22 protein-coding genes are annotated in these 24,576 nt (G+C 61.5%); 11 read left to right on the forward strand and 11 right to left on the reverse strand.

Annotated features, from left to right (window positions below; translation table 11 throughout):
* Positions 1-148: 148 nt before the first annotated feature.
* Genes ACMTA2_RS01040 through ACMTA2_RS01060 form a run of 5 tightly spaced genes read right to left on the reverse strand, consistent with a single transcriptional unit; the run spans position 149 to position 5,883 of the window.
* Positions 149-961, reverse strand: a complete 813-nt coding sequence (locus ACMTA2_RS01040) for a class I SAM-dependent methyltransferase (RefSeq protein WP_413793357.1) — start codon at positions 959-961, stop codon at positions 149-151.
* Positions 955-2,109: an acyltransferase family protein gene (locus ACMTA2_RS01045; protein WP_413793358.1), complete on the reverse strand. Its 1,155-nt coding sequence runs from the start codon at positions 2,107-2,109 to the stop codon at positions 955-957. The genes ACMTA2_RS01040 and ACMTA2_RS01045 overlap by 7 nt, the downstream gene beginning before the upstream one ends.
* Entirely contained in the window at positions 2,106-2,975 is an 870-nt protein-coding gene (locus tag ACMTA2_RS01050; protein ID WP_413793359.1) for a class I SAM-dependent methyltransferase, read from the reverse strand. Before ACMTA2_RS01050 ends, ACMTA2_RS01045 begins: the two co-directional genes overlap by 4 nt.
* Entirely contained in the window at positions 2,972-4,264 is a 1,293-nt protein-coding gene (locus ACMTA2_RS01055) for a glycosyltransferase (RefSeq protein ID WP_413793360.1), read from the reverse strand. Before ACMTA2_RS01055 ends, ACMTA2_RS01050 begins: the two co-directional genes overlap by 4 nt.
* The gene (locus tag ACMTA2_RS01060) at positions 4,258-5,883 is read right to left on the reverse strand and encodes a glycosyltransferase (RefSeq protein ID WP_413793361.1); all 1,626 of its coding nucleotides are present in this window, start codon (positions 5,881-5,883) and stop codon (positions 4,258-4,260) included. Before ACMTA2_RS01060 ends, ACMTA2_RS01055 begins: the two co-directional genes overlap by 7 nt.
* A gap of 427 nt (positions 5,884-6,310) precedes the next feature.
* Here ACMTA2_RS01060 and ACMTA2_RS01065 point away from each other — a divergent pair, with 427 nt between their 5' ends.
* Genes ACMTA2_RS01065 through ACMTA2_RS01100 form a run of 8 tightly spaced genes read left to right on the forward strand, consistent with a single transcriptional unit; the run spans position 6,311 to position 15,311 of the window.
* Positions 6,311-7,225: a GDP-mannose 4,6-dehydratase gene (locus tag ACMTA2_RS01065; protein WP_413793362.1), complete on the forward strand. Its 915-nt coding sequence runs from the start codon at positions 6,311-6,313 to the stop codon at positions 7,223-7,225.
* Positions 7,222-8,190, forward strand: a complete 969-nt coding sequence (gene gmd, locus ACMTA2_RS01070) for a GDP-mannose 4,6-dehydratase (RefSeq protein ID WP_413793363.1) — start codon at positions 7,222-7,224, stop codon at positions 8,188-8,190. Before ACMTA2_RS01065 ends, gmd begins: the two co-directional genes overlap by 4 nt.
* A gap of 3 nt (positions 8,191-8,193) precedes the next feature.
* A complete protein-coding gene (locus ACMTA2_RS01075; protein WP_413793364.1) occupies positions 8,194-9,636 on the forward strand; it encodes a mannose-1-phosphate guanylyltransferase/mannose-6-phosphate isomerase in 1,443 nt (480 codons plus the stop codon).
* Positions 9,636-10,433, forward strand: a complete 798-nt coding sequence (locus ACMTA2_RS01080; protein ID WP_413793365.1) for an ABC transporter permease — start codon at positions 9,636-9,638, stop codon at positions 10,431-10,433. The genes ACMTA2_RS01075 and ACMTA2_RS01080 overlap by 1 nt, the downstream gene beginning before the upstream one ends.
* Positions 10,433-11,698: an ABC transporter ATP-binding protein gene (locus ACMTA2_RS01085; RefSeq protein ID WP_413793366.1), complete on the forward strand. Its 1,266-nt coding sequence runs from the start codon at positions 10,433-10,435 to the stop codon at positions 11,696-11,698. Before ACMTA2_RS01080 ends, ACMTA2_RS01085 begins: the two co-directional genes overlap by 1 nt.
* Positions 11,695-13,059 (forward strand): glycosyltransferase family 4 protein, encoded by a 1,365-nt coding sequence (locus tag ACMTA2_RS01090; RefSeq protein ID WP_413793367.1) that lies wholly within the window; start codon positions 11,695-11,697, stop codon positions 13,057-13,059. Before ACMTA2_RS01085 ends, ACMTA2_RS01090 begins: the two co-directional genes overlap by 4 nt.
* Positions 13,050-14,180 (forward strand): glycosyltransferase family 4 protein, encoded by a 1,131-nt coding sequence (locus ACMTA2_RS01095; RefSeq protein WP_413793368.1) that lies wholly within the window; start codon positions 13,050-13,052, stop codon positions 14,178-14,180. The genes ACMTA2_RS01090 and ACMTA2_RS01095 overlap by 10 nt, the downstream gene beginning before the upstream one ends.
* Positions 14,181-15,311 carry a glycosyltransferase family 4 protein gene (locus ACMTA2_RS01100; RefSeq protein WP_413793369.1) on the forward strand — a complete coding sequence of 377 codons (1,131 nt, stop codon included), beginning with the start codon at positions 14,181-14,183 and terminating at the stop codon, positions 15,309-15,311.
* A 161-nt stretch (positions 15,312-15,472) separates the two neighbouring features.
* Here the strand turns inward: ACMTA2_RS01100 and ACMTA2_RS01105 are convergent, their stop codons facing one another.
* Together ACMTA2_RS01105 and ACMTA2_RS01110 are read right to left on the reverse strand one after the other, a co-directional pair.
* Positions 15,473-16,099 carry a glutathione S-transferase family protein gene (locus ACMTA2_RS01105; RefSeq protein ID WP_413793370.1) on the reverse strand — a complete coding sequence of 209 codons (627 nt, stop codon included), beginning with the start codon at positions 16,097-16,099 and terminating at the stop codon, positions 15,473-15,475.
* 125 nt (positions 16,100-16,224) lie between these two features.
* A complete protein-coding gene (locus tag ACMTA2_RS01110; protein WP_413793371.1) occupies positions 16,225-17,127 on the reverse strand; it encodes a LysR family transcriptional regulator in 903 nt (300 codons plus the stop codon).
* Between the two features lie 334 nt (positions 17,128-17,461).
* Between ACMTA2_RS01110 and ACMTA2_RS01115 the strand changes: the two genes are divergently transcribed.
* Positions 17,462-19,684 (forward strand): LTA synthase family protein, encoded by a 2,223-nt coding sequence (locus tag ACMTA2_RS01115; protein ID WP_413793372.1) that lies wholly within the window; start codon positions 17,462-17,464, stop codon positions 19,682-19,684.
* 89 nt (positions 19,685-19,773) lie between these two features.
* Here ACMTA2_RS01115 and nudK read toward each other — a convergent pair whose 3' ends face one another.
* The 4 genes from nudK to ACMTA2_RS01135 are packed head-to-tail and all read right to left on the reverse strand — an operon-like array spanning position 19,774 to position 23,132.
* Positions 19,774-20,370, reverse strand: coding sequence for a GDP-mannose pyrophosphatase NudK (gene nudK, locus ACMTA2_RS01120; protein WP_413793373.1), 597 nt, complete (start codon positions 20,368-20,370; stop codon positions 19,774-19,776).
* 40 nt (positions 20,371-20,410) lie between these two features.
* Complete coding sequence (gene nadE / locus ACMTA2_RS01125; protein ID WP_413793374.1) at positions 20,411-21,244, reverse strand: NAD(+) synthase; 834 nt, start codon at positions 21,242-21,244, stop codon at positions 20,411-20,413.
* 1 nt (position 21,245) lies between these two features.
* Positions 21,246-22,475 (reverse strand): nicotinate phosphoribosyltransferase, encoded by a 1,230-nt coding sequence (gene pncB / locus ACMTA2_RS01130; RefSeq protein ID WP_413793375.1) that lies wholly within the window; start codon positions 22,473-22,475, stop codon positions 21,246-21,248.
* A 9-nt stretch (positions 22,476-22,484) separates the two neighbouring features.
* On the reverse strand, positions 22,485-23,132 hold the full coding sequence (locus ACMTA2_RS01135; protein ID WP_413793376.1) for a nicotinamidase: 648 nt from the start codon (positions 23,130-23,132) through the stop codon (positions 22,485-22,487).
* A 182-nt stretch (positions 23,133-23,314) separates the two neighbouring features.
* On the opposite strand from ACMTA2_RS01135, the gene ACMTA2_RS01140 reads away from it, so the two are divergent.
* Both ACMTA2_RS01140 and ACMTA2_RS01145 read left to right on the forward strand, forming a co-directional pair.
* Positions 23,315-23,872, forward strand: a complete 558-nt coding sequence (locus ACMTA2_RS01140; protein WP_413793377.1) for an adenylyltransferase/cytidyltransferase family protein — start codon at positions 23,315-23,317, stop codon at positions 23,870-23,872.
* Positions 23,862-24,569: an NUDIX hydrolase gene (locus tag ACMTA2_RS01145; RefSeq protein WP_413793378.1), complete on the forward strand. Its 708-nt coding sequence runs from the start codon at positions 23,862-23,864 to the stop codon at positions 24,567-24,569. Before ACMTA2_RS01140 ends, ACMTA2_RS01145 begins: the two co-directional genes overlap by 11 nt.
* The last annotated feature ends 7 nt before the right edge of the window (positions 24,570-24,576 follow it).

Consider the following 24,576-nt stretch of genomic DNA (forward strand, 5'->3'; position numbering starts at 1 on the left):
CGCACGCAAAAGATGTGCAGATTAACGCCGTGCACGTCATTGTGGGAGCGAGCTTGCTCGCGATAGCGGTGTATCAGTCAATTCTATAGGCGGCTGAACCAACGCTATCGCGAGCAAGCTCCCACAGGATTGAGGTCTACCGACGTCATCAAGGCTTACGCGCAATAATCACCTGACTCTTGGCCACCACCGCGTCCAGCGCCTGCTTGATCTGCGCCCCGCGCGGCGAATTCAGCACGGCTTGCCAGGTGTCGGCCCAATGATTGAGCAACGGGTGGTCGGGGTTGCTGAAATCGACCTTGGCCTCCCAGAACAACAGCATCCACAGCGACCAATAGAAACCGTATTGGCTGTGGCTCACCACCTCCAGTCCGGCCTCGCTGACCATCGCCTTGAACTGCTCTTCGCTGATGATGCGAATGTGGTTGGGCTTGCGGAAGTACTCCGGCGCGGCGATGTCCTTTTGCAGGTCTTCGGAGCTGGGGTGCGGCACGCTCAACAGGTACAGCGCACCGGGCCGGCCGACCCGTACCAGTTCGGCAAGAAACTGTGCCGGGTCGTCGACATGCTCGATGACTTCGGTGGACACCACCCGGGTGGCCGTGGCGTCGGCAATGGGCAGCGGGTTGCAGTCGGTCACGTGGCACTCGACTTCGCGCGCAGGGGTGTCGCTCAAGCGTTGGCGCGTGGCTTCGACCTTGGCCGCGTCGATGTCGGCGATGATGATCTTCGCCCCGCGTATCCCACAAAAATGCACGTTACCGCCGTCGCCGCACCCCACGTCCAGCAACGTGTCCTCAGGCGTCACAGGGAAACCCGTGAACAGTTCACCGGTTTGCTGGTTGAACCAGCCGCTGAGCATCGCATCGTGCAGCCCGAGCATATACGGGTCGACTTTTTCGGCGACCGGCTCGGCGGGCGCGGGCGTGCCCGTGGTGAGTTTCTTCAAAAGGCTCAGCATGACGGGGCTCCAGAAACAGGAAGGACGGTTCGGGCGGCGGACAGGCGTTCGACCAACCGGGCGCCACGATTGCGCATGGGCATTTCGACCCAGCGGTAGTTGAGTTCGCTCAACAGCCCGATCAGCAACAACGCACACGCCAGGGCCGACCAGGGATGGCTTGCCGGGTCCGGCGAGCCCAAGGGGGCGAAACGAAACCACAACTCACGCAGCAGGAAAAACACCGGGATGTGAATCAGGTAGATCCCATAGGAACGACTGCCCACCCAAGTCAGCGCCGTTTTCAGCCGACCGCGGGGCAACAGGTAATCCCGATCATAAGAGGCCACCCAGACCAGCACGGCGCTGAGCACGGCAATGACCCCGAGACGGTAGAACGACAAATTGAAGTGCTCGGTCGCCATCCAGGCCATCACGCTGCCAAGGCCCAGCACCAGCAGCGCACCCAAGGGCGGGCGGCGCAACCCGGTGGGCTCGAAGCGCCAGTAGCTGGAGCGCAGGCTCCAGATCGACAACAACACACCCAGCGCCAAGGCATCGGTACGAATCACCGACAGCCACAGCGCCCGCCAGGTGAAGAACTGCACCAACACCACCGCCAGCAGCACCCACACCAGGTAGCGACGCGAAACGAACACCAACAACGGCAGGATCAGATAGAACTGCTCTTCCAACGACAGCGTCCAGTACACGAAGCTCGCGCCGTATTCATAGTGCATGAACGCATCGGCAAAACGCAGGTTGGCAAATTGCAGGAAACCGGCCAGGGTCGCCTGCAGGTTGGCCTGCACACTGCCAAACGCGCCGGAGCGGTTCAGGAAAAACACCGCGAACAGCACCAGCAGCAGCCAGAGCCAGGCCGACGGCAAGAGGCGAAAGGCCCGGCGAATCCAGAATTCCCGGGTAACAGCCCAGAATTGCCGGGGGCTGTCGCAGCGCCGCAATTGGGGGATCAGGCTGCGTCCAATGACAAACCCGGATATGGCAAAGAACAGGTCCACGCCCCACCACAGCTGGAAATTGTCGGCCAGGGCCGCCAGGCGCGGCCATCCGCCAGGAAACGGCATGCCTTGCACGTGATGGAACAGCACGCCGATCACCGCAACGGCGCGCAGCAACTCGATGTCCATGATCCGTTTGCTGCTCATGAAGGGCTCCTGGAAGAACGATCGGGTTTACGCGCAATGATGACTTGGCTCTTGGGCATGAACCGGTCCAGCACCTGCTTGATCGCCAGGCCATCGGGGTGCGTCAGCAAGCCCTGCCAGAGGCTCGCCCAACGCTCCATCAACGGTGGGTACGGTGCCTGGATACGGTCACGCACAGCCCCCTCGAGGTCCCGCCCGGCCGCCTGTTCGCTGGCCCAGAAAAAAATCATGCCCATGACCCAGAAAAACCCACTGGCCTGGCGGTGCTCGATCACCAGCCCGGCGTCCTCCACCAGCGCGGCGAATCGTTCGGCACTGAAAATCTGCACGTGGTTGGGCGCTTGGAAGTAGCCCGGCGGCGCAATGCCTTGCTGCAAATGCTCGCCCACCGAGGCCGGTACGCTGAGCAGATACTGCGCCCCGGGTTGGCCCATGCGCACCAGTTCGGCCATGAACGGCGCGGGCTCATGGATATGCTCGAGCACCTCCATGCAGACGATCTTGTTCGCACAGCCATCGGCCAGGGGCAGCGGCAGGCTGTTGCTGACCAGCCCCAGGAACGGCGCGGCGGCCTGGGCTTCAACTTGGCGGGCCAGATCCCGCACCTTGTCCTGTTCGCTGTCGGTAAAGATCACGGACGCGCCCTGGCGCATGGCAAACAGGGTCGCCACACCTTCGCCGCACCCCACATCCAGCAAGGTATCGTCGGCCGTGATGGCAAAGCCCTTGAGCAATTCGCCGGTTTCACTGCGAAACCAGCCATCAAGCATTGCGTCGTAGAGGCCAGCATCCCGGGGCGAAACGGCCACCGTCGGCGGAGGCGAAGGCTCCACTGGCCTGCGCCTGGCCAGCCATCGCCGGATCATGGCTGTGCCGCGTTCCGGCGACGCTCGGACAGTTGTTCGAAAAACGCCCGCAAACGCTGCTCGGCATTGGCCTGGCTGCAGAACTTCTCCAGGCTGCGCACGGCGTGGTCCGACATGCGGCGATAACGCTCGGGGTCGTTTTTGGCCACGTCATAACTGGCGCGATAGGCCGAGCACAGCGAGTCCCAATCGGTGACATAACGCAGGGTCCGATAGGCCGCACGGGGGTCATGGGGCCAGGCGGTCAGTTCCTCGGTCGAATCCACCACGAAGGCATTGTCGTGGTCGATGTAGTCGGCCATCGCCGTGTTCAGCGGTGCAATCGCCGGACGACCGCAGGACATGAACTCCATCAACGGCAGGCACTGCCCTTCGCCGTAGGAACTGTTGACCACGTACCGGGTGGCTTCCACTAGCCGTTCATAGTCCGCGTCCGCCAGGTAACCGTGTATCAGCACGATGCGACAGCGGTACGACTGGTTCTTGTAGACGTGGTGGAGCATGTCAGTGAGCGCTGCGGTGACATCGTGGTGAGTCAGCTTCAGCACCAGGGTCGCGTCGGAAACGTCACGAAACGTCGCGCAAAAAGCGCTGATCATGTCCTTCCAGTTCTTGCGCCCGTCGTAAGGATTGAACACGGAGGTATAGATCACACCGTCCAGCAGTAACTCGCAATCCTCGGCCGGGCCGTCCAGCACCAACGGTGTGCCGGCCTGGTGCACCGGTGGGCCATAAGGCCGCAGGTCGGTGGTGCGGCTGTCGATCAGCAGGCCACGCAATTGCAGGCGCATGTGATCCACGGTCGGCCGCTGGGCCAGCACCGCGCCGCGGGCGGCAAAGCGGTCCCATACCGGCGCGGCGACAGCGGCGATGGGAAAGTCCGCGCCCATCACCTCCCGAACGGTGTTGACGGTGAAACTGGAATGGGTGATCGCCATGCCGGTTGCGCCCAAGACCACTCGCCAGTCGTGCCGGGCCTCGCCCTGCCAGCATTCGGTAGGGATGGTGCTGAATTCCCAGGCGAATACCGGAATCGTCGGGCAGGCGTAGTGGGCAGCGGTGCGATGAGGCGGTGAAAACGACAGGAATACGCAATCCTCGCCACGCCCCAGGCAATCGGCGTACAGCGGATCGACCTCTTCGTCAGGCCGGGTCACTTCGACCACCCGCCCCAACCGTTCCAGCACCGGGCGAAACTCCTTGAGCACGAAGTAATAGCTGTACTCGGGCTTGCCCAGGTTTTCCAGGATGTTGCTCTGGTTGGTTTCCGAGTAAATGATGATCAACATGAGGCGGTACCTGCCTGGACCGCCAGCGGCAGCCTTTCGTCACAGCCTGGCATCGCCAGGAAATCCGCCAGGCGCTGCTGCACCGGGGCGAATGCGCAATACCGGCGCATCCGCTCATTCGCGGCAGCGGCCATGGCCTGGTAAGCCTGCGGCTGGTGCTTGGCCATGGCGTAGCTCTGCTGGTAGGCGAGTTTCAATGAGCCCCAATCGGGTCGATGGCGCAGGGTGCGATACAAGATGCGCGAGTCTTCCGGCCAGATGGTCGGTTCGCGGCTGGACTTGACGATGAAGGCCACCTCGGCGTCGATGTAGTCGCGCATCGCCGTGTGGTCCGGTGCGATGACCGGGCGGGCGCAGGACATGAATTCCATCAATGGCAGGCACAGGCCTTCGCAGCGGGACGCATTGACGTAGAAACTCGCCGCGCCATACAACCGGGTGAATTGTTCGTCCTCCAGGTAACCGTGCATCACCACCACCCGGCAACTGAATGGCGACAGTTGGGACAGCAGGGTCAACAGTTCGACGTAGTAGGTCGACAGATCGTTCTGGGTCATTTTCAGCACCAGCGTGGCGTCCTCGACGTCGCGCAGCGCCCAACAGAATGCGGTGATCAACTGATGCCAGTTCTTGCGACCGTCATCGGGGTTGAACACGCTGACGTACACCACCCCGCTGACGTTGGTCTCCACCACCTGGCGAGTGTCCGGCAGGACGGCCTCGGGATGCGCCGGTGGCGCCGGTTCGGGGGTTGGCTCTGGAACGGGCTCGACGGTGACCGCCTGCGGTGTCGCCCCCCTCAGGACCCTGCTGGTCGCAACGCGTACCGGCACCGGAACCAGGTCGCGGACCGCTTCGCGATACCAGCACACCAGGTTGTGCTTGAACAGCCACACCGGCCCCTGCTCGCTCTTGCCGGTGAAGGCGCGGATGACTTCGCGCAGGTAATGGCGGGAAATGAACGCGCGCCGCCGCCAAGTCAGGGAGGGCGGCTCGATGACTGGCTCAATGATCGGTTCTGGTTCGGGCTCCGGCACTTTTTCAATGATCGGCGCGATCAAGCCATCCGCCGATAACCCGAGGGGCCGGCTGTCGATGATGCAGCCCTTGATCTGCAAGGTCGTGCCCGGATTGACCGGCAGGCTTGGATACTGTTCGCGAACCGCCGCGAAACGCTCCCATAACGGCGTGGGCAATACCAATACCGGGAAGTCCTCGCCCAAGGTCCGACGGATCGCCTCGGCCGTGTGGCTGGACAAGGTAATCACCCGGCCATGCCGGGCCAGCGTGCGGCTCCAGTCATGCCGCAGGTCATCGTCCCAGTGCTCCGCCGGGATCGAATCGAACTCCCAGGCCACCACGCAGACCATCGGGCAAAGCAGATCCAGCGGCGCCTTGTGCGGGGGTGAAAACGAAAGGAACAAGCAGTCCTGCCCGGCCTGCTGCAATGTTTGATAAAGGGGATCGACCTCGGCGACCGAGGACACCACATGCACCGGCCCCAGGCGTTCCAGCACGGGACGATAGGCCTTGAGCACGAAATAATAGCTGTACTCAGGGCGGCCGAGGCTCTGGCTGATGGAGTGATCGTTTACGTCCGAGTAAAGAATGAAATTCATGGCATCCCATCATGTCGCCGCCATCCCGGCAGCCCCATTTCATGACGGTCGAATCCCGCATCGAGCCGGCCCGGGGCCGCCACGCGTCGTTCATCTTGCTACCCGTCTCGTTCTTGTTTTTTTAGGTCCCGCCCCTGGGGTTCGTCTCGTCGAAGATCGCAACCCGGGCCAGCGTGACGAGGGGCATTCTAAACACATCCTCCAAGGGTTCGTGAACCGCTCGAGATGAATAAACCCGCTATAAATATGAGAACTGACCAGTCACGGTTTGCGCTGTTGAAATTGCAGCGAAATTGGCACAGATTGGCAACCAAACAACTACAACAAACGCTTCTCTAAGCTAAACGTTGAGTAACTTTTCCCCGAACTTACGGAAATTTCTTACTCAATTCGCCATAGACGAAGCAACCGTCAAGAGGGCTGGTGCTTGAAAAAACGTCTGTTCGTTACGGGCCTCAGCGGTTTCGTTGGACGTCACCTCAAATCTCGACTGAACGGTCATGATTCGGCTTGGCAGGTGATGCCTGTCGCCACCCGCTACGACCTGACGGATGCCAAGACTCTGGAGGGCCTCTGGCCCGAGCTTCCCGATGCCGTGATCCACCTGGCCGGCCAGACATTCGTGCCGGAAGCCTTCCGCGATCCGGCGCGTACCCTGCACATCAACCTGCTGGGCACCTTGAACCTGCTACAGGCCCTAAAGACCCGGGGGTTCACCGGGACATTCCTGTATGTCAGCTCCGGTGATGTCTATGGCCAGGTCAGCGAAGACCGGCTGCCGATTACCGAACTGCAATTGCCCGCCCCGCGCAACCCGTATGCCGTGAGCAAGCTGTCGACCGAACTGTTGTGCCTGCAATGGGGCATGAGCGAAGGCTGGCCGATGCTGGTGGCTCGTCCGTTCAACCACATCGGTCCCGGCCAGAAGGACAGCTTCGTCATTGCCAGCGCCGCCCGGCAGATCAGCCGGATCAAGCTGGGCCTGCAACCGGCGCGGCTGCAAGTGGGCGATATCGACGTAACCCGCGACTTCCTCGATGTCGACGATGTGATTTCAGCCTACCTGGCCCTGTTGGAAAAAGGCGCCCCGGGGCAGGTCTACAACATCTGCTCGGGCCACGAGCAGAGCATTCGCCGCCTGATCGAACAACTGGGCGACCTCGCCCAGGTCGACGTGCAACTGATCCAGGACCCTGCGCGTCTTCGCCGCGCAGAACAGCGTCGCGTCTGTGGTAGCCCTGCCAAGCTACAACAGGCCACCGGATGGACGCCTGAAACAACAACACAACAATCCTTGCGGGCGATCCTGTCCGACTGGGAGATACGGGTACAACAAGAATGAAAAGTGCATTGATCACAGGGATTACCGGCCAGGACGGCGCGTATCTGGCCAAGTTGTTGCTCGACAAGGGTTATAGCGTCCACGGCCTGGTGGCGCGACGAAGCAGCGACTCGCGCTGGCGGCTGCGAGAGATGGGCATCGAACAGGACATCGTTTACCTGGACGGTGACATGGCCGATGCCTGCTCGGTGCAGCGGGCGGTCATCAAGTCGGCGCCGCACGAGGTGTACAACCTGGCCGCGCAAAGTTTCGTCGCGGCTTCCTGGGACCAGCCGGTGACCACCGGTATCGTCGACGGGCTGGGGGTCACCCACCTGCTCGAAGCCATTCGCCAGTTCAGCACGCAGACCCGCTTCTACCAGGCCTCCACCAGCGAAATGTTCGGCCTGATCCAAGCCGAACAGCAGGACGAGCATACCCCGTTTTACCCGCGCAGCCCCTATGGCGTGGCGAAACTGTATGGCCACTGGATCACCGTCAACTACCGGGAAAGCTTCGGTCTGCATGCCAGCAGCGGCATCCTGTTCAACCACGAATCCCCCCTGCGCGGCATCGAGTTCGTGACGCGCAAGGTCACCGACGCCGCGGCACGCATCAAACAGGGCAAGCAACAGGAATTACGCCTGGGCAATATCGACGCCAAGCGCGACTGGGGCTTTGCCGGCGATTACGTCGAGGCCATGTGGCTGATGTTGCAGCAGGACACCCCCGACGATTACGTGGTAGCCACCGGCGTCACCACCACCGTGCGCGAAATGTGCAGGATCGCCTTCGAACACGTGGGCCTGGATTACCGTGACTTCGTCAAGATCGACCCGGCGTTTTTCCGCCCGGCCGAAGTCGAGGTGTTGCTCGGCAACCCGGCCAAGGCACAACGCGTCCTGGGCTGGAAGCCCCGGACCGACCTCGACACCCTGATCCGCATGATGATGGATGCGGACATGAAACGCGTCGCCAAGGAGTAGGCCATGCTGATTCCCGTGATTCTTTCCGGCGGTGCCGGGACGAGGTTGTGGCCGGTGTCCCGCGAAGGCCATCCCAAGCCGTTCATGCTCCTGCCCGACGGCCAGTCGCTGCTGGGCAAGACCTATCGGCGTGCGGCGGGGTTGTTCGACGGCCGGGGCGACATCGTCACCGTCACCAATCGCGAGTACTACTTCCAGAGCCGCGATCATTATCAGAGCGCCCACCTGGAGCGTTATCGCGGCCATTTCGTACTGGAACCGACGGGCCGCAACACCGCGCCGGCCATTGCCACGGCCACCCTCGCGATACAGGCCCTGCACGGTGACGAGGCGATCCTGGTGGTCATGCCTGCCGACCACCTGATCAAGGACGAGGTGGCCTTCAAGGCGTCCGTCGAGCACGCCGTGGAGTTGGCCAAGAACGGCCATCTGGTGACGTTCGGCGTGCTGCCCTCGGCGCCGGAAACCGGTTTCGGCTATATCGAAAGGGGCCAGCCCCTGGATACCAAGGGTGCGGCCAAGGTCGTGCGCTTCGTCGAAAAACCCGACTTGCCGACCGCCACGCAGTACCTGGAAAGTGGTCGCTTCCTGTGGAACTCGGGGATGTTCTGCTTCTCGGTCAAGACGCTGCTGGCGGAGCTGCAAACCCACGCCCCCGAGCTGTTGGAACAGGCGCGCGCCTGTGTCACGGCCAGCACGGCGGTGGAAACCTCAGGGTGTGTGCAACAGGAATTGTCCGCGGCGCATTTCGCCGAAATGCCGGACATCTCCATCGACTATGCCTTGATGGAGCGCTCCGCCAATGTCGTGGTGATTCCGGCCTCATTCGATTGGAGCGATATCGGTTCCTGGAGCGCCATCGCCGGCCTGGTGCCCGCCGACGGGCAAAACAACCGCGCCACCGGCCAGGCCTTGTTTATCGACAGCCAGCACAACTTCGTCCAGAGCGAAGGCCGCCTGGTGGCCGCCCTGGGCGTGGAAAACCTGATCATCATCGACACCGCCGATGCCGTGCTGGTGGCCCATGCCAACCGCGCCCAGGATGTGCGTCGCGTCGCCCGGCAACTCAAGGACAAGGAACACGAAGCCTATCGCCTGCACCGCACGGTCAGCCGTCCATGGGGCAGCTATACCGTGCTCGAAGAAGGTCCGCGCTTCAAGATCAAGCGCATCGTGGTCAAGCCTGGCGCGTCGCTGTCGCTGCAAATGCACCATCACCGCAACGAACACTGGGTGGTGGTCGAAGGCATGGCCAAGGTCACCAACAATGGCTCGGGCTCGCACCTGGTGGCCAAGAACGAGTCGACCTTCATCCCCGCCGGCCACAAGCATCGCCTGGAAAACCCTGGCGTCATCGACCTGGTCATCATCGAAGTGCAGAGCGGCGAATACCTGGGGGAAGATGACATCGTTCGCTTCGAGGATCACTACGGCAGGGCCGGCTGATGTTATTGACCCTGCAACGTACTCTGTGGAGCTATCGCGGCTTCGTCCTGGGCAGCGTCAAGCGCGAGTTCCAGGCCCGTTATCGCAACTCGTTGTTCGGCGCGTTGTGGACGGTGCTCAACCCGCTGTCGATGATCCTCGTCTACACGGTGATTTTTTCCCACATCATGCGCGCCCGCCTGCCTGGGGTGGAAGACGGCATGGCCTACAGCGTCTACCTCTGTTCCGGCCTGCTGACCTGGGGGTTGTTCGCGGAAATCACCACCCGCAGCCAAGGCATGTTCCTGGAAAACGCCAACCTGCTGAAGAAGATCAGCTTCCCCCGGATTTGCCTGCCGGTGATCGTGCTGTGCAATGCGGGGATCAACTTCGCGATCATCCTCGGGCTGTTTTTCGGTTTCCTGCTGATCACCGGGCGCTGGCCGGGCATGACCTTGCTGGCCCTGGTGCCGCTGCTGGCCTTGCAAGTGATGTTCGCCGCCGGGCTGGGCATGCTGCTGGGGATCCTCAATGTGTTTTTCCGGGATGTCGGGCAGTTATTCGGCATTTGCCTGCAATTCTGGTTCTGGCTCACGCCGATCGTTTACCCGATGACGATCCTGCCGCCGTCGATCCAGCAATTGCTCGCCTTCAACCCCATGACCGCCCTGATGCAGAGCTACCAGAACCTCTTTCTCTACAACCAATGGCCGGTCTGGAGCTCGCTTTTGCCCTTGCTGGTAGTCGCCCTGCTGTTGTGCGCCTTGGGCCTGCGCATGTTTCGTCGGCGCGGTGGTGAAATGGTGGATGAACTCTGATGGGACATTTGCGCGTCACCGGCCTGGGCAAGGCCTACAAACAGTATCCGAACCGCTGGAGCCGGCTGTTCGAATGGTTGATCCCCTTTTCCCGCCAACGCCATGAACTGCACTGGATCCTGCAAGGCGTGGATTTCGAGATCCAGCCTGGGGAAGCCGTCGGCATCGTCGGGGTCAACGGTGCAGGCAAAAGCACGCTGCTCAAGATGATCACCGGCACCACCCAACCCACCTGCGGCCACATTCAGTTGCAAGGTCGCGTCGCCGCGTTGCTGGAATTGGGCATGGGCTTTCATCCGGACTTCACCGGCCGCCAGAACGCGTTCATGGCCGGTCAATTGCTGGGCATGCACGTGGAGGACATCGAAGCCTTGATGCCCGAGATCGAGGGGTTCGCCGAAATCGGCGAGGCTATCGACCAGCCGGTACGCACTTATTCCAGCGGCATGCAGATGCGCCTGGCCTTCAGCGTCGCCACCGCCCGGCGCCCGGACATCCTGATCGTCGACGAAGCACTGTCGGTGGGCGATGCGTACTTCCAGCACAAGAGCTTCGAGCGCATCCGCAGCTTCCGCAAGGCCGGCACCACGCTGCTGATCGTGTCCCACGATCGCTCGGCGATCCAGTCGATCTGCGACACCGCCATCCTGCTCGAACACGGGCGCATGGCCATGCGCGGCAAGCCGGAAGAGGTGATGGATTACTACAACGCAATGCTGGCCCAGCGCGAAGGCCAGGTCGTTCGCCAGGAGATGCTCGCCAACGGCCAGGTACGGACCATTTCCGGCACTGGCGAGGCCGGCATCGTCGACGTGCAGTTGCTCAACAGTCAGGAGCAGCCGGTGGAAGTGGCCGAGATCGGCCAGCCGATGGTGCTGCAAGTGCGGGTTGAAATCCGCCAGGACATCGAGCGGCTGGTGCTGGGCTTTTTGATCAAGGACCGCTTTGGCCAGCCCATGTACGGCATCAACACCCATCGCCAGGACAAAGCCGTGACCGACCTCAAGGCCGGTGAACAGATTACCTTCCGTTTCAGCTTCGACATGCGCCTGGGCAAGGGCAATTACTCCGTCGCGCTCAGCCTGTCGCGGCTGGACTCGCACCTGGACCGTAATTTCGAATGGCGCGACTACGGGTTGGTGTTTCACGTCATCAATAATCGCCAGGAGGATTTCGTCGGCTGTTCCTGGCTCCAGGCCCGGACCAGCATCCAGCGTTCGAGCCAGACTGCCGTCGAGGCGTTACCGCAAAAGGAGTTGCCATGAGCCGTCTGTTGGTGGAATGCACTTACGTATTCGAGCACCCGGAAATCAACTCCGGCATTCAGCGCGTCGTGCGCAATGTGATCCGCGAATTGCCGGCCAGGGATGGCGAGCGTGAATGCATCCCTGTGGTCATGCTGCAAGGCAAGTTATATGAGGCAAAGAGCCTGGCACCGCTGTCGATCGATAAACTGGATCTGGTCAGCCTGAGGATCCGCTGGGAACAGATGGCCAACCTGTTCTGGTTCCGGCAGCGGTCACTGGCACGGCAGTGGCCCTTCAGCCGATCATTGTGGGCTCGCCGTCTCCTGTATGTTGGCTGCCGACTGTTCGCCTTCGGCTGCTTGAGCATCCCGATACGCTTGCTCGACCGCGCCCTCAAAGGCCAGGAACTGCCCAAGCGTTGTGTACCGCTGAAACATCGGGCCGGCGATCAACTGGTCTTGCTCGACTCATCCTGGCATTCGGATATCTTCCCCCTGGCCGAACAGCTCAAGCGTGATGGCGTCGGGATCATCTCGGTGGTTTACGATCTGATTCCCCTGTCCCATCCCCAATTCTGCGACGCCGGTCTGGTCAAGGTGTTCAACCATTGGTTCGACTGGATAGCCCGCACCGCCGACGGCTACGTCGCCATCTCGGCCACCATCCGCGACCAGCTTCGCGAGGAAATGGTCCGCCGCATTGGCGAGTCGCAGGTACAGGAACGCTGGTTCGACTACTTCCACCTGGGCAGCGAGCTGGACCAGATAAATCCCACCCAGGCCATCGACCCGAAACTGCTGCGGCTGTTCAAGCGCCCCGAGCCGGTGTTCCTGATGGTCAGCACCATTGAACCGCGTAAAAACCATGCTTACCTGCTCGATGCCTTCGAGCGGGCCTGGGCCGCCGGCTCGCAGGCGCGGTTATGCATCGTCGGGAAGATCGGCTGGAAATGCGAGGCGTTGATCGAACGGATCGAGCGTCATGCACAATTCAACAGCCGCCTATTCATGTTCAATAACCTCTCGGACCAGAGCTTGGAACACGCCTATCGACACGCCACCGCGCTGGTGTTCCCCTCCTACGTCGAAGGCTTCGGCCTGCCACTGGTAGAAGCCATGCAGCGCGGCTTGCCGGCAATGGGCAGCGACATCGAAGTGTTTCGGGAGATCGGCGGTGAGTTCATGACTTACTTCGATCTCGACGACCCCCAAAGCCTGGCGAACCAGATCATCGATATGGAACACACCGGAGTATTCCCGGCCAGACGCAACCTGGATCAATGGCAATGGCTGAGTTGGCGCCAGGCCAGTGCGCAATTGGTGGAACGGATCGAGCGACACGTCGACGACGTCGTCGACAGGGAAACAGCATGCGGATAGCCCTCAACGCGCGCATTCTCCAGGCGCCACGCACCGGCATCGGCCACTACGTGGCGGAACTGGCAACGGCCTTGGCCCGGGAGCCGGATGTACAGCTGTCGCTATTCCACGGCTGGGGCTGGAGTCCGCGATTGCCGCAAACAGCCAAGCCTGGCTATTCAAGGCTAAGCCCGTTGCTGCGACGGGTTCCGGGCGCCTACCAGGCGCGGCGCTGGCTGGAGCAGAAACGCTTCGATCAAGGCCGGTCAAAAGCCATCGACCTGTATCACGAACCCAGTCTTTGGCCGTTGGCCTTCGAAGGGCCGACGGTGATCACCCTCCATGACCTCACGCACCTGCACTACCCCGAGACGCAACCACCGGCCCGCCTGAAGGAAATAGAGCGACGACTCAACCGGGCGGTGGACCAGGCGCGGCTGATCCTGACCGACTCGCAGTTCATCGCCGATGAAGCCCAACAGCATTTCGGCCTGCCTGCCGAGCGCCTGCGGGTCGCGCCGCTGGGGGTGGCGGCACGTTTCCACCCACGCGAACCGGAAGCCATCGACACGGTACTCAAGGCCCATGGCTTGGAGGCGGGTCGTTATTTCCTCTGCGTCGGCACCCTGGAACCGCGCAAGAACCTGTCATTGGCCCTGCGCGCCCACGCTGAACTTCCCGAATCCGTGCGTCAGACCTTTCCTTTGTTCATTGTAGGAATGAGCGGATGGCAACAGGCACAGCTCAATGATGAGTTGAAACGCGCCCTGGCTAGCGGTCATGTTTGCCTGGCCGGTTACCTGCCTGACGAACAGGTCGCCCAGCTGTTGGCGGGGGCGCGGGCATTGATTTTTCCGTCGTACTACGAAGGCTTTGGCCTGCCGGTGCTTGAAGCCATGGCCAGCGGCACGCCGGTGATCACCACCCCCTGTTCGGCGATGCCGGAAGTGGCCGGGGCAGCCGGTATCTATTGCGAGCCCGACGATCCGCAAGGCATGCGCGAGGCCATGGAGCGGTTGATCGAAGATCGCCTGCACTGGCAGGCGTGTCGGGAATCGGGATTACAACAGGCCGCGCTGTTTTCCTGGGAGCGCTGTGCAAAGGTCACTGCCCACGCGTATCGCCAGGTCTTGGGAGGTTGAATGCGAGTCCTGCACTTTTACAAAACCTATTTGCCAGATTCCATGGGCGGCATCGAACAGGTCATCTTCCAGCTGTGCGACAGCACCGATCGGTTGAGTATCGATAACACCGTGCTGGCCTTGAGCGAACAGCCGGCGCCGGCGCCGATCCAGATCCGCCAGCATGCCGTGCATCAAGCCCGAATGGATTTCCAACTGGCGTCCACCGGTTTCTCCTACAGTGTTTTCAAGAAATTTCGTGAGCTGGCCGCTGAAACGGACGTGATCAACTATCACTTCCCCTGGCCGTTCATGGACGTGGTGCATTTTTGCAGTGCCGTGAAAAAACCCTACGTCGTGACCTACCATTCGGACATCGTTCGCCAGCGGCACCTGCTCAAGCTCTATCGGCCGTTGATGCGACGCTTTCTGGACGGCGCCGATCGTATCGTCGCCGCCTCGCCGAACTATGTTCATACCAGCGACGTGCTCAAGGCTTACAACGCCAAGACCCGGATCATCACCTACGGCCTGAACAAGACCAGTTATCCACAGCCTGACGCCGAGCGCATGGCGCAGTGGAAGGCAACACTGGGCGAGCGGTTCTTTTTGTTCGTGGGGGTGATGCGTTATTACAAAGGCCTGCACATCCTGCTCGACGCCCTCAAGGGTGTGGATTACCCAGTGGTCATCGTGGGCGCCGGCCCACTGGAAAAACAATTGCATGCCCAGGCGGCGGCACTGGGCCTGCGCAACCTGCACTTCCTCGGACGCCTGGGAGACGAAGACAAGGTCGCATTGCTGGAACTGAGCTATGCCATCGTGTTCCCTTCCCACCTGCGCTCCGAAGCCTTTGGTATCTCCCTGCTCGAAGGCGCGATGTTCGGCAAGCCGATGATCTCCAGCGAAATCGGCACCGGCACCAGCTACATCAATGTCCATGACGAAACCGGCCTGGTGGTGCCACCGAGCAATCCCGAAGCATTCCGCGAGGCGATGCGCACCCTGTGGGAAAACCCGGCGCAGGCCCAGGCAATGGGCGCCAGGGCCGAAGCCCGTTACCGCCAGCTGTTCACATCCGAAGAGATGGGCCGCAAGTGGGTGCAGTTGTACGAAGAACTGCTGGAGGAAAAGGCCCTTTCCTACGCCTGACCCCAACTCACGAAGGAGCGACCAAATCAATGTGGCGAGGGGATTTATCCCCGCTGGGGCGCGAAGCGCCCCCTAGAAGTATCGTCAGAACGAAAGCAAGGGGCTGCTGCGCAGCCCAGCGGGGATAAATGTCCTCGCCACAGGACTATCGATTCACATACTCATGGGTGCTTTTGCAGCCCGGCAACCGTACGCGGCATGCCCACGAACCCGGGCAAGGCTTCGATCCGCGCCAGCCAGGCCCGCACATGGGCATAGTCCTGCAGCGACACATTGCCTTCCGGTGCATGGGCAATGTAGCTGTAGCCAGCGATGTCTGCGACGGTCGCCGTATCACCCGCCAGAAAAGCACGGTTGCTCAATTCCTGATCGATGACTTTCAACACGTCGTGGGAACGGGCAATCACGTCCTCGGCGTTGTAGGCCGCGCCGAACACCGTGATCAGCCGTGCCGTGGCCGGCCCCGCATGGATCGGCCCGGCCGCCGCCGACAACCAGCGCTGCACCTGGGCGGCGCCGACTGGGTCGGTGGGCAGCCAGCGGCCCTGGCCATATTTGTGCGCCAGGTACACCAGGATCGCGTTGGAGTCCGCCAGCACCACGCCGTCATCGTCAATGACCGGTACCTGGCCAAACGCATTGAGCGCGAGGAAATCCGCCTGTTTGTGCGCACCCTTGGCCAAATCGACGAAGATCTCCTCGACAGGCAGCCCGAGCAACGAAAGCATCAACTGAACACGGTGGGAATGGCCGGAAAGCGGGAAGTGATAGTGCTTGATAGGGTTCATGGTCGACTCCACGGGAAGTGACGCCATCAGCACAACGGCGTCGATGGGATCATCTTCCGCTCCGGGTTAAAACAAGAGAATCACCCAGAAATGCAATCCATTGTTTCAGCCAGAGAAACAATACGTCAGCCGCTCAAGGCCGGATGTTCACGCAATGCACTGACGACAAAATCGACAAAACTGCGAACCCGTGCCGGCGCATTGCGTCCGCCCTGGTACACCACATGAATCGGCAGCGGCGGCAATTCGAAATCGGCCAGGACGATTTCCAGTTCACCGGCAGCCACGTTGCCCGCCACTTGGTAAGACAGGATTCGCGTCATCCCCAACCCCTGGCAGGCGGCGGTAATCGCGGCCTGGTTGGCCGTCACCACCAGCCGCGGCACAGGCCGGACGGCCAACGGTTGGCCTGAATCGATGAAGGTCCAGCTTTTGACCTGGCCAATGGCCGACGATGCCACCACGGGCATTCGTTCCAAGTCATCCGGATGCCGGGGCCGCCCGTGGCGCGCGAAGAAATCCGGGGAGCCACACACCACCCGCCGTACCTCACCGACACGCACGGCATGCAGGTTGCTGTCCGGCAGCTCGCCAATGCGCAAGGCAACGTCGATACCCTCTTCCACCAGGCTGACCGTACGATCCAACAGCAACGCGTTGATACTGACCTCGGGGAACCGGTTCAGGTAATCCACCAGCAACGGCGTGACGAACAACTGGCCGAACAGCACCGGTGCAGTAATCGTCAATTGCCCGCGAGGCTGGACATGGCTGCCGGCCGCCGAATCCTCGGCTTCCTGCAAATCGTTCAATATCCGTCGACAGTCCTCGAGAAAGCGCTGGCCGGCTTCGCTCAGGTACACACTGCGCGTGGTGCGCACCAGCAATGGCGTACCGATGCGTTGCTCCAGCCCCGCCACCGCCCGCGTGACGCTGGCCGCCGACAGCCCCAGGCGCCGCGCTGCTGCCGAAAAGCCCGACTCCTGGGCCACGGCGAGGAAAACCTGCATTTCCTGGAACCTGTCCATCCAATCTCCCGATGAAACATCTTGATACAATTATCTGCATACCCCAAACTAACGCTGTTGCGGCCATGGTAGAGGCCTGAGCCAGTGAACCACAGCGTAGCGCAGCCAGACACCGGGACATTGGCTCGGCCAGGGGCAATTACCCTTGGTACCATCCCTCTCCATGACAATTTCATGACCGAATGAAGAACCTTCTGTGGGAGCGAGCTTGCTCGCGATGGCGGTGTGCCAGTCCATATGGTGTGTGATTGACTGACGCCATCGCGAGCAAGCTCGCTCCCACAGGGTGGGTGTGTTGTTCAATGGATTGGCTTCAACGAAAGGCCTGTTTCTTGTGAATATTCTTTATCGCGCTTTAAGCCACCCCCGCGCCGCCCTCATCGCCCTGATGGGCTGCGTATTACTCGTCCCCATGGGCCTGCGTCTTGCCCTGGACTGGTCCGACCCGCTGGGCTATCTCTCGGACCTGGGTATCGGCGGGTTGCTGATCGTGCTGCTCCATCGTCGTCCCGTGTGGCTGGCATTCCCGGTATTGCTGGCCTGGAGCGCGTTGACCCTGGCCAGCATCGAGCTGGTCAGTGCGGTCGGGCGGATGCCCAATCCTTCGGACATTCATTACCTGACCGACCCCCAGTTCGTTGAGAACTCCACCAGCGGCGGCTTCGCCCATCCGTGGCTGGCCGCGATCCAGTTGGCAGCGCTGGCGTTCTGGCTGATGACCCAATGGACCAGCCGCCCACGACTGGCGCCACGTCTGCCTCGCCACGCCTGGGCCGTGCCCGTGTTGCTCCTGTTGAGCCATGGCGCGCTGCAAGCCTGGCGCCCCAGTGAGGCGGACCAGTGGAATGTGTTTAACCTGCCCCACCAACTCGTCACGGCGGGTATCGCCGCCGGGCAGGACCACGCCCGGGAATGGTTCGATGGCGATGCCGTGGACCCAACCCCACCCATGGCAGGCCTGACCCGCCTGGACCTCGATGGCAACAGTCTGCTGGCCGGGCCGGGACGTGCGCGCAATGTCCTGGTCATCGCCCTGGAGGGCATTCCCGGCGCCTACGTCAGTGCCAATCGCCAGGCCTTGAACAGCAGCTATCAGGAAAACCTGATGCCACACCTCAGCGCCTGGGCCGAGCGCGGCATGAACACCCCCGATTACGTCCTGCACAGCCACCAGACCATCCGTGGCTTGTACGCGATGCTGTGTGGCGACTACGACAAGCTCGACGACGGCACGCCCAAAGGCGTCGAAATGCTCAACCAGACCCAGCGCAATCAGGCCTGCCTGCCGGCTCAGTTGCGCCAGAACGGCTTTTCCACGCACTTCCTCCAGGGCGCGGGCCTGCGGTTCATGGCCAAGGACCGGATCATGCCGCACATCGGCTTCGACACGACCCTGGGCATGGAGTGGTTCACTCGACCCGCCTATCTGGAATTCCCTTGGGGCAAGGACGACAAGACCTTCTTCGAAGGCGCGCTGGACTACGTCGGACAACTGCAACAAGCAGACAAGCCTTGGATGCTGACCCTGCTGACCGTGGGCACGCACCAGCCCTACTCGGCGCCGGATGACTACCTGCAACGCTACGACACCGCCAAGCAGGCGGCAGTGGGTTACCTGGACGACGCACTGGCGAACTTCCTGGCGGGCCTGGAACGCCAGGGTATCCTGGACAACACCCTGGTGGTCATCACCTCGGACGAGTCCCATGGCATCGACGATGTGCGGCTGGCCTCGTCCTGGGGGTTCAACCTGACGCTGGCGCCGGAACCGCTGCCCCGGATCAAGTCAGGCACCTACGGCCACGTCGACCTGACCGCCTCGATCCTCGATTACTTCGGCTTTACGGTGCCCACGTCGTTGTCCGGCCGCTCGATGTTCAGGGACTACCCGACGGGCCGGGAAATCATGTCGTTCACCAACGGCAAGCTGCGCTACCACGATGGCAAGGGCACGTTCACCGAGTGCGATTTCCTCCAGCATTGCCGTGACTACACCAGCGAAGGCTTCATCGCCGACCGCGCTACCTATGGCGGGCAATACAGCGGCCAGCGCGCCCGACTGATCAGCGCCCGGGCCACGGCCCTGGACCAGACCCTGCTGCGTACGCCCCTGAACCAGCATTACCAGTTTGGCAGTGCCGACAAGATCCCTCTGCCGGCCCAGGTCACCAACGACTGGACCGACAACCTGATCGGTGCCCAATACCTGGAAATGCCCAAGGGCTCACAGACCCGCGTCAGCCTGACCATCCGCACGGTAGAGCCTGACCATGCCGCCTATATTTCCCTCAAGGCCAAGGAATTCGAACAGGATGTGCCGATGGACCTGCCGACCGAGGTGGCGGTGACGCCCGACCAGCCACTGGTGATGGACATCAGTTTCGACAACCCGCAGCAGCGCAAGGCGTTTTCCTTCCATTTGCTCGGGCACGGGGTCGGCGCCGTCGAAATCAGCGACTTCAGCGTCGTGACCGAACTGCCGGAGCAGACAGACCAGACGGACCAGCCGCAATACCTGGACGAAATGCAGGAAGACAGCGAAGCCCAATCCAGCTGAAGCGCTGTTACGGGCTCCTGCGGCTATCGGTCGGTGGAGCGGCCGCGTTCCGGAACGCTGGCGGTTTGCCGCCCATAACAGGCCCGGGGCTAATCCAGCAACCGATGCAGCTTGGCGTACTGCAACAGCATGATGGTCTTGCCGTCGCAAATCTCCCCGGTCTCGATCATGCCCAAGGCCTGATCGAGGGGCAGCTCCAGCACTTCGATCTCTTCACCCTCGGCTTCCAGGCCACCGCCTTCGTGCTGCTTGTCTTCATCGAAGTACTCGCCGACGAAAAAATGCACCCGCTCCGTCACCGAGCCCGGACTCATGAACGCGTCGAACACCTTGCGCACGTCCTGGATGATATAGCCGGTTTCCTCCTGGGTTTCCTTGCGGATACAGGTGTGCGGGTCGTCGTTGTCCAACAGGCCAGCGCAGGTTTCTATCAACAGGTCGTCGTGGCCGTTGACGAAGGCCGGGAAGCGGAATTGCCGGGTCAGCACCACCGTTTGCTTGGCCTTGCTGTACAGCAGGATCGTGGCGCCGTTGCCCCGGTCATAGGTTTCGCGCGTCAGCTCGCGCCATTGGCCGTTGCCGCCGAGGTAGTCGTAGGTGGTCTTGCGCAGCACGTACCAATCGTCCGAGAGAACTTCGACATGCTTGATCCGTACGCGATCCTTGATGCGGGTTGCCTGTGTCATGTGCCCACTCCGTTCGAGTTCAAAGGTTATCCATACCCTATTACAACGATACCGGAACGCGGGGCAATGCTCGTTTGTGGGCCGTCTTGAGGTAGGCGCGCTCAATGATCTGTCGCGCCTGCGGCGACACCTCTTCGCCCATCAGGTAACCGTCGATTTGCTCGTAGCTGCAGCCATACGCCACTTCATCCAACTTACCGGGCGCCAGGTCCTCCAAATCGGCGGTCGGGGCCTTGCGTACCAGATGCGCGGGGGCGCCCATCGCGTCGGCCAACCAGCGCACCTGGGTCTTCGTCAACCCGGACAGCGGTGCCAGGTCGCACGCGCCGTCGCCGAACTTGGTGAAAAAACCCATCACCGCCTCCGCCCCATGATCGGTGCCCACCACCAACCCGTCGCTCAGATTGGCAATGGCGTATTGCGCCAGCATCCGCGCCCGGGCCTTGGCGTTGCCTTTGGCAAAGTCGGTGAGCTCGGCCGAAGGCTGCAAACCGTCGATGGCGATACTGCCCATCAGCCCGTCGACACACGCGGCGATGTTGCTGGTGGTGATCACGTCCGGCCGGATGAAGTCCAGGGAAGCCTGGGCGTCTTGCTCGTCGGCCTGGGCCTTGTACGGCAGCCGGACTGCGATAAATCGCGCCGCGTAGTCTTCGCCCCGCAATTGCTCCACCGCCAACTGGCATAGGCGACCGGCGGTGAGCGAGTCGACGCCGCCACTGATCCCCAGCACCAGTGACTGGCAGCCCGACTCGCGCAGGATCTGCTTGATGAATTCGACACGGCGGGCAATCTCGGTTGCTTCGCCGCCCTGTGTGAGGTGGCGGTCGATGCCCAGTTCCCGGGCAATGCGCGCTTGCACAAGCGTAGTCATATCAGGCTCCCAGCTGTGGATTGATAAAGGCAACGTTGAACACTTGGGCGGCGTAGCGCAGAAACGAGGCATCCTCGCAGACGTTCTTGATCGGGTCGTCGGAAAACTTCACGACCGGCTCGCCGTGGACCCGCACCAGTTTCATGACAATGCTCAACGGCTCGACGCCGTCGACATCGCAGGCCAGGCTGGTGCCCATGCCAAAACCGAATTTGGCCTTGCCGCGCACATGACGCAGGATCGGCAGGCACTTCTCGAAATCGAGGCCATCGGAGAACATCAGGTCCTTGGTGTGTGGGTCGATGCCCAGTTCCTGGTAACGCCCCAGCACCTTGTCCGCCCAGACGATCGGATCACCGGAATCCTGGCGCAGGCCGTCATAGAGCTTGGCAAAGTACAGATCGAAATCCTTGAGGAAAAAGTCGGTGCTGATGCAGTCCGTCAAGGCGATACCCAGGCGGCCGCGATACTCGCGCACCCAATTTTCCAACGCCGCGCTCTGGCTCTCGCGCAAGCGCCCGAGTTGCTGGTGCACCATCAGCCACTGATGAGCCATTGTCCCGATCAGGGGCAGATCGAACTCGTATGCCAAGTGAGCGTTACTGGTGCCGACAAAGACCCCAGGAAAATCGCTGCGCATGACGTTCACCACTTCACGCTGGGCCTTGAACGACAACCGCCGCCGGGTGGAGAAGTCTGAAACACGAAACTCGGCCAGTTCTTCGCGACTGGCATGTTTCTCCAGCCATTCGAACTTCTGGTACAGCTTGCGAGTCACGTCGGCCAACTCGACTTCGGGGTACTTCTCGCGGTTGCGCAGTTCGCTGACCATCGCCAAGACCGGTTGCTCGAACATGATGCAGTGCAGCATCGGACCACGGACGCGGATGTGCAGTTGGCCGTCGACTTCCGACACGTGGATGTAGCGCAGATTGAAGCGAAACAGGCCGAGAAACTGTTCGAAGTCCGGGGTCAGGTACTCACGCACGCGCTTGTTGAACAGAAACCGCTGCTCCCCTTCGCGCAGCTGCAGCCCCGCGAGCTTCTCCAGCTCGACACGAATGTCCGGGATCAAGTGACCGAGCCGCTCCTTGGAACGCACGATGAACTGGTATTCCACCTCGACGTTCGGGTGCTGGTGCAAGACCGCCTGCATCATGGTGAAGGTGTAGTAGTCGGTATCCAGAAGGCTCTGGATGGTGCCGCTGTTCGAATCGTATGCGCTGTCCATGGGTCTTCCTTACACGCTTGCCCGTTGAATGGTTTCTTCGCGAGTCGCGGCCACCGCGATGCCTGCTTGCTGCATGTCTTGAACGGCTTGAACCGCCCCCTCCTCACTGATGGCACGGCAGGCCGGAAGGTGAACGATCACCTTGAAGCCAGCGGCGGCCAGCTGCAGGGCGGTGGTCTTGACGCAGAAATCCAGCGCCAGCCCGCCAACAATGACTTGCTCCACACCCAAGCCTTTGAGGTACTCGATCACCCCGGTGGACAGCTTGCCGTGCAGGTCGTGGTAGCAGGCGCCGTACGGGTGCAAATCCGGCTCGACCCCCTTCCAGACGAAATAGTCGTAGTCGTAGGGACGCGGCAATTGATCCAGCAAGGCGAAACCTTCGGTGCCGGGAACACAGTGGCTGACCCAGGTGATGTCGGCGTGCTCGAGCCCGGTCGGCGCGAACATCTGTGAGTGGTCGGCGACCACCCACGGGGCGAGGGGCGAATGGGCGTCCTTGCTGCCGATACGGAGGCTGGCCAGGGACGCCATGAAATTCAGCTCACCGGCAATCTGATCACCGCCCGGCACCGGAAGCTCATCAGGGCATAGCGGCGTGAAGCTCTTTTGCGCATCGACATCGAAGGAAGCGGTTTTCCGGGTCAGGCTGTTCATGCTGGGTTTCTCCTCTTCATGGCCACGAGAGTACATAAGGTGTACTTTCATAACAAGCTATCCGCAGAAAATATTTTTGATGATCCATCTACTACTCAAGAAGTTGTGGAAGCAGAGCGCAAGTTTTCAACAAATAGATTTTCCTGTTAAGGTACATGTCATGTACCAAGTGAGAGTGAGCCATGTTCGAAATTGCCCTTTATGGCGGCGCCTTCAATCCCCCTCACGCCGGTCACGCCCAGGTGATGATCGAGGCCTCACGCCTGGCCAGACGCGTGTTGGTGGCCCCTAGCTTGCGGCATCCCTACGGCAAGCAAATGGTCGACTATGAGGTTCGCCTGAACTGGCTGGAATCGATCGCCGCGAGCGTCCAGCCGCTGTGCCGCGCCGAAGTGTGTGCAAGCCGGGTGGAACAGGTCGTGGCCCGTGGTGTTGAAGGCGCCATCTACAGTTTCACCCTGCTCGCCCACCTCGCCGACAGCCTGGCCCTGGACGGCAAGCGGATCGCATTGGTGGTGGGCCAGGACGTCGCGGAGCAACTGCCGACCTTCTATCGCGGCCAGGAACTGCTGGAGCGTTTTTCCATTCTTCGCGTTGAGGAAAAGATCCACGTGCGCAGCACGGTGGTGCGCGAACGACTGGCCTTGGGCAAGCCGCTTCCCAGCGACTGGATAGCCCCCGGCATGAACCCGTTAAACTATGACCTTTACGCTACCCACGGACATCGACATGCCAACTAGCACAGCCCCCGCGCGCGATTATCTGCACACTATCGACCTCTGTGTGCTGCGCTTCTGCCGGGAGACCCAGGCGCTGGAAATCCTCCTGAACCGACGGGAAGCCGAGCCGTTCGCCGGCCATTGGGCACTGCCCGGCATCGTGGTCAACGGTGGCGTCGAAGATCTCACGCTGAACGACGCCGTGGAGCGCCTGCGCAACTCAAGCAAGGTAGGCATGCCGCTGGCCTGGATCGAACAAGTCGGCACCGTCGGCGATGCGTTCCGCGATCCGCGCTGCTGGTCATCGTCGACCTTCTATCTGGCGATTGTCAGCGAGGCGGTCCAACTCGCCGAACACCAGGGGTTCTTCCCCCTCAAGGACGTGGCCGATGCCTCGATCAAACTCCCTTTCGACCACAACAGCCTGGTGGCGGCGGTCCAGGAGCGGTTGTTGTCCAAAGCCCTCTACAGCAGCCTGCCACTGATGTTCCTGGGCCCGGAATTCAGCGCGCCGGAAGCGGTGAGCATTTTCTCCGTGGTGCTCGATCGCCCGGTGCTCAAGACCAGCATGCGCCAGCGATTGCTGAAGATGACCGAGGCCGGTTATCTGCAGGAAACCGGTCGCAAGAAAAGCGGCGACGGCGGCCGCCCGCAACGCACGGTGGAAAATCTCAAGCCGGCCAGCGTTTATCTTTTCGATCGTTGTTTTCTGGAGTAAGGCTCAA

Source organism: Pseudomonas medicaginis (assembly GCF_965119365.1).
In the GTDB taxonomy this organism is placed as follows: Bacteria; Pseudomonadota; Gammaproteobacteria; order Pseudomonadales; family Pseudomonadaceae; genus Aquipseudomonas.

Excerpts from the sequence above, each read along its gene's own strand:
- gmd (WP_413793363.1), top strand. The coding sequence starts at position 7,222 with ATGAAAAGTGCATTGATCACAGGGATTACCGGCCAGGACGGCGCGTAT.
- ACMTA2_RS01075 (WP_413793364.1), top strand. The coding sequence starts at position 8,194 with ATGCTGATTCCCGTGATTCTTTCCGGCGGTGCCGGGACGAGGTTGTGG.
- ACMTA2_RS01140 (WP_413793377.1), top strand. The coding sequence starts at position 23,315 with ATGTTCGAAATTGCCCTTTATGGCGGCGCCTTCAATCCCCCTCACGCC.
- ACMTA2_RS01060 (WP_413793361.1), bottom strand. The coding sequence starts at position 5,883 with ATGAATTTCATTCTTTACTCGGACGTAAACGATCACTCCATCAGCCAG.
- ACMTA2_RS01100 (WP_413793369.1), top strand. The coding sequence starts at position 14,181 with ATGCGAGTCCTGCACTTTTACAAAACCTATTTGCCAGATTCCATGGGC.
- ACMTA2_RS01090 (WP_413793367.1), top strand. The coding sequence starts at position 11,695 with ATGAGCCGTCTGTTGGTGGAATGCACTTACGTATTCGAGCACCCGGAA.
- ACMTA2_RS01145 (WP_413793378.1), top strand. The coding sequence starts at position 23,862 with ATGCCAACTAGCACAGCCCCCGCGCGCGATTATCTGCACACTATCGAC.
- ACMTA2_RS01045 (WP_413793358.1), bottom strand. The coding sequence starts at position 2,109 with ATGAGCAGCAAACGGATCATGGACATCGAGTTGCTGCGCGCCGTTGCG.
- nudK (WP_413793373.1), bottom strand. The coding sequence starts at position 20,370 with ATGACACAGGCAACCCGCATCAAGGATCGCGTACGGATCAAGCATGTC.
- ACMTA2_RS01105 (WP_413793370.1), bottom strand. The coding sequence starts at position 16,099 with ATGAACCCTATCAAGCACTATCACTTCCCGCTTTCCGGCCATTCCCAC.
- ACMTA2_RS01080 (WP_413793365.1), top strand. The coding sequence starts at position 9,636 with ATGTTATTGACCCTGCAACGTACTCTGTGGAGCTATCGCGGCTTCGTC.
- pncB (WP_413793375.1), bottom strand. The coding sequence starts at position 22,475 with ATGGACAGCGCATACGATTCGAACAGCGGCACCATCCAGAGCCTTCTG.
- ACMTA2_RS01055 (WP_413793360.1), bottom strand. The coding sequence starts at position 4,264 with ATGTTGATCATCATTTACTCGGAAACCAACCAGAGCAACATCCTGGAA.
- nadE (WP_413793374.1), bottom strand. The coding sequence starts at position 21,244 with ATGACTACGCTTGTGCAAGCGCGCATTGCCCGGGAACTGGGCATCGAC.
- ACMTA2_RS01110 (WP_413793371.1), bottom strand. The coding sequence starts at position 17,127 with ATGGACAGGTTCCAGGAAATGCAGGTTTTCCTCGCCGTGGCCCAGGAG.
- ACMTA2_RS01040 (WP_413793357.1), bottom strand. The coding sequence starts at position 961 with ATGCTGAGCCTTTTGAAGAAACTCACCACGGGCACGCCCGCGCCCGCC.
- ACMTA2_RS01085 (WP_413793366.1), top strand. The coding sequence starts at position 10,433 with ATGGGACATTTGCGCGTCACCGGCCTGGGCAAGGCCTACAAACAGTAT.
- ACMTA2_RS01050 (WP_413793359.1), bottom strand. The coding sequence starts at position 2,975 with ATGATCCGGCGATGGCTGGCCAGGCGCAGGCCAGTGGAGCCTTCGCCT.
- ACMTA2_RS01135 (WP_413793376.1), bottom strand. The coding sequence starts at position 23,132 with ATGAACAGCCTGACCCGGAAAACCGCTTCCTTCGATGTCGATGCGCAA.
- ACMTA2_RS01095 (WP_413793368.1), top strand. The coding sequence starts at position 13,050 with ATGCGGATAGCCCTCAACGCGCGCATTCTCCAGGCGCCACGCACCGGC.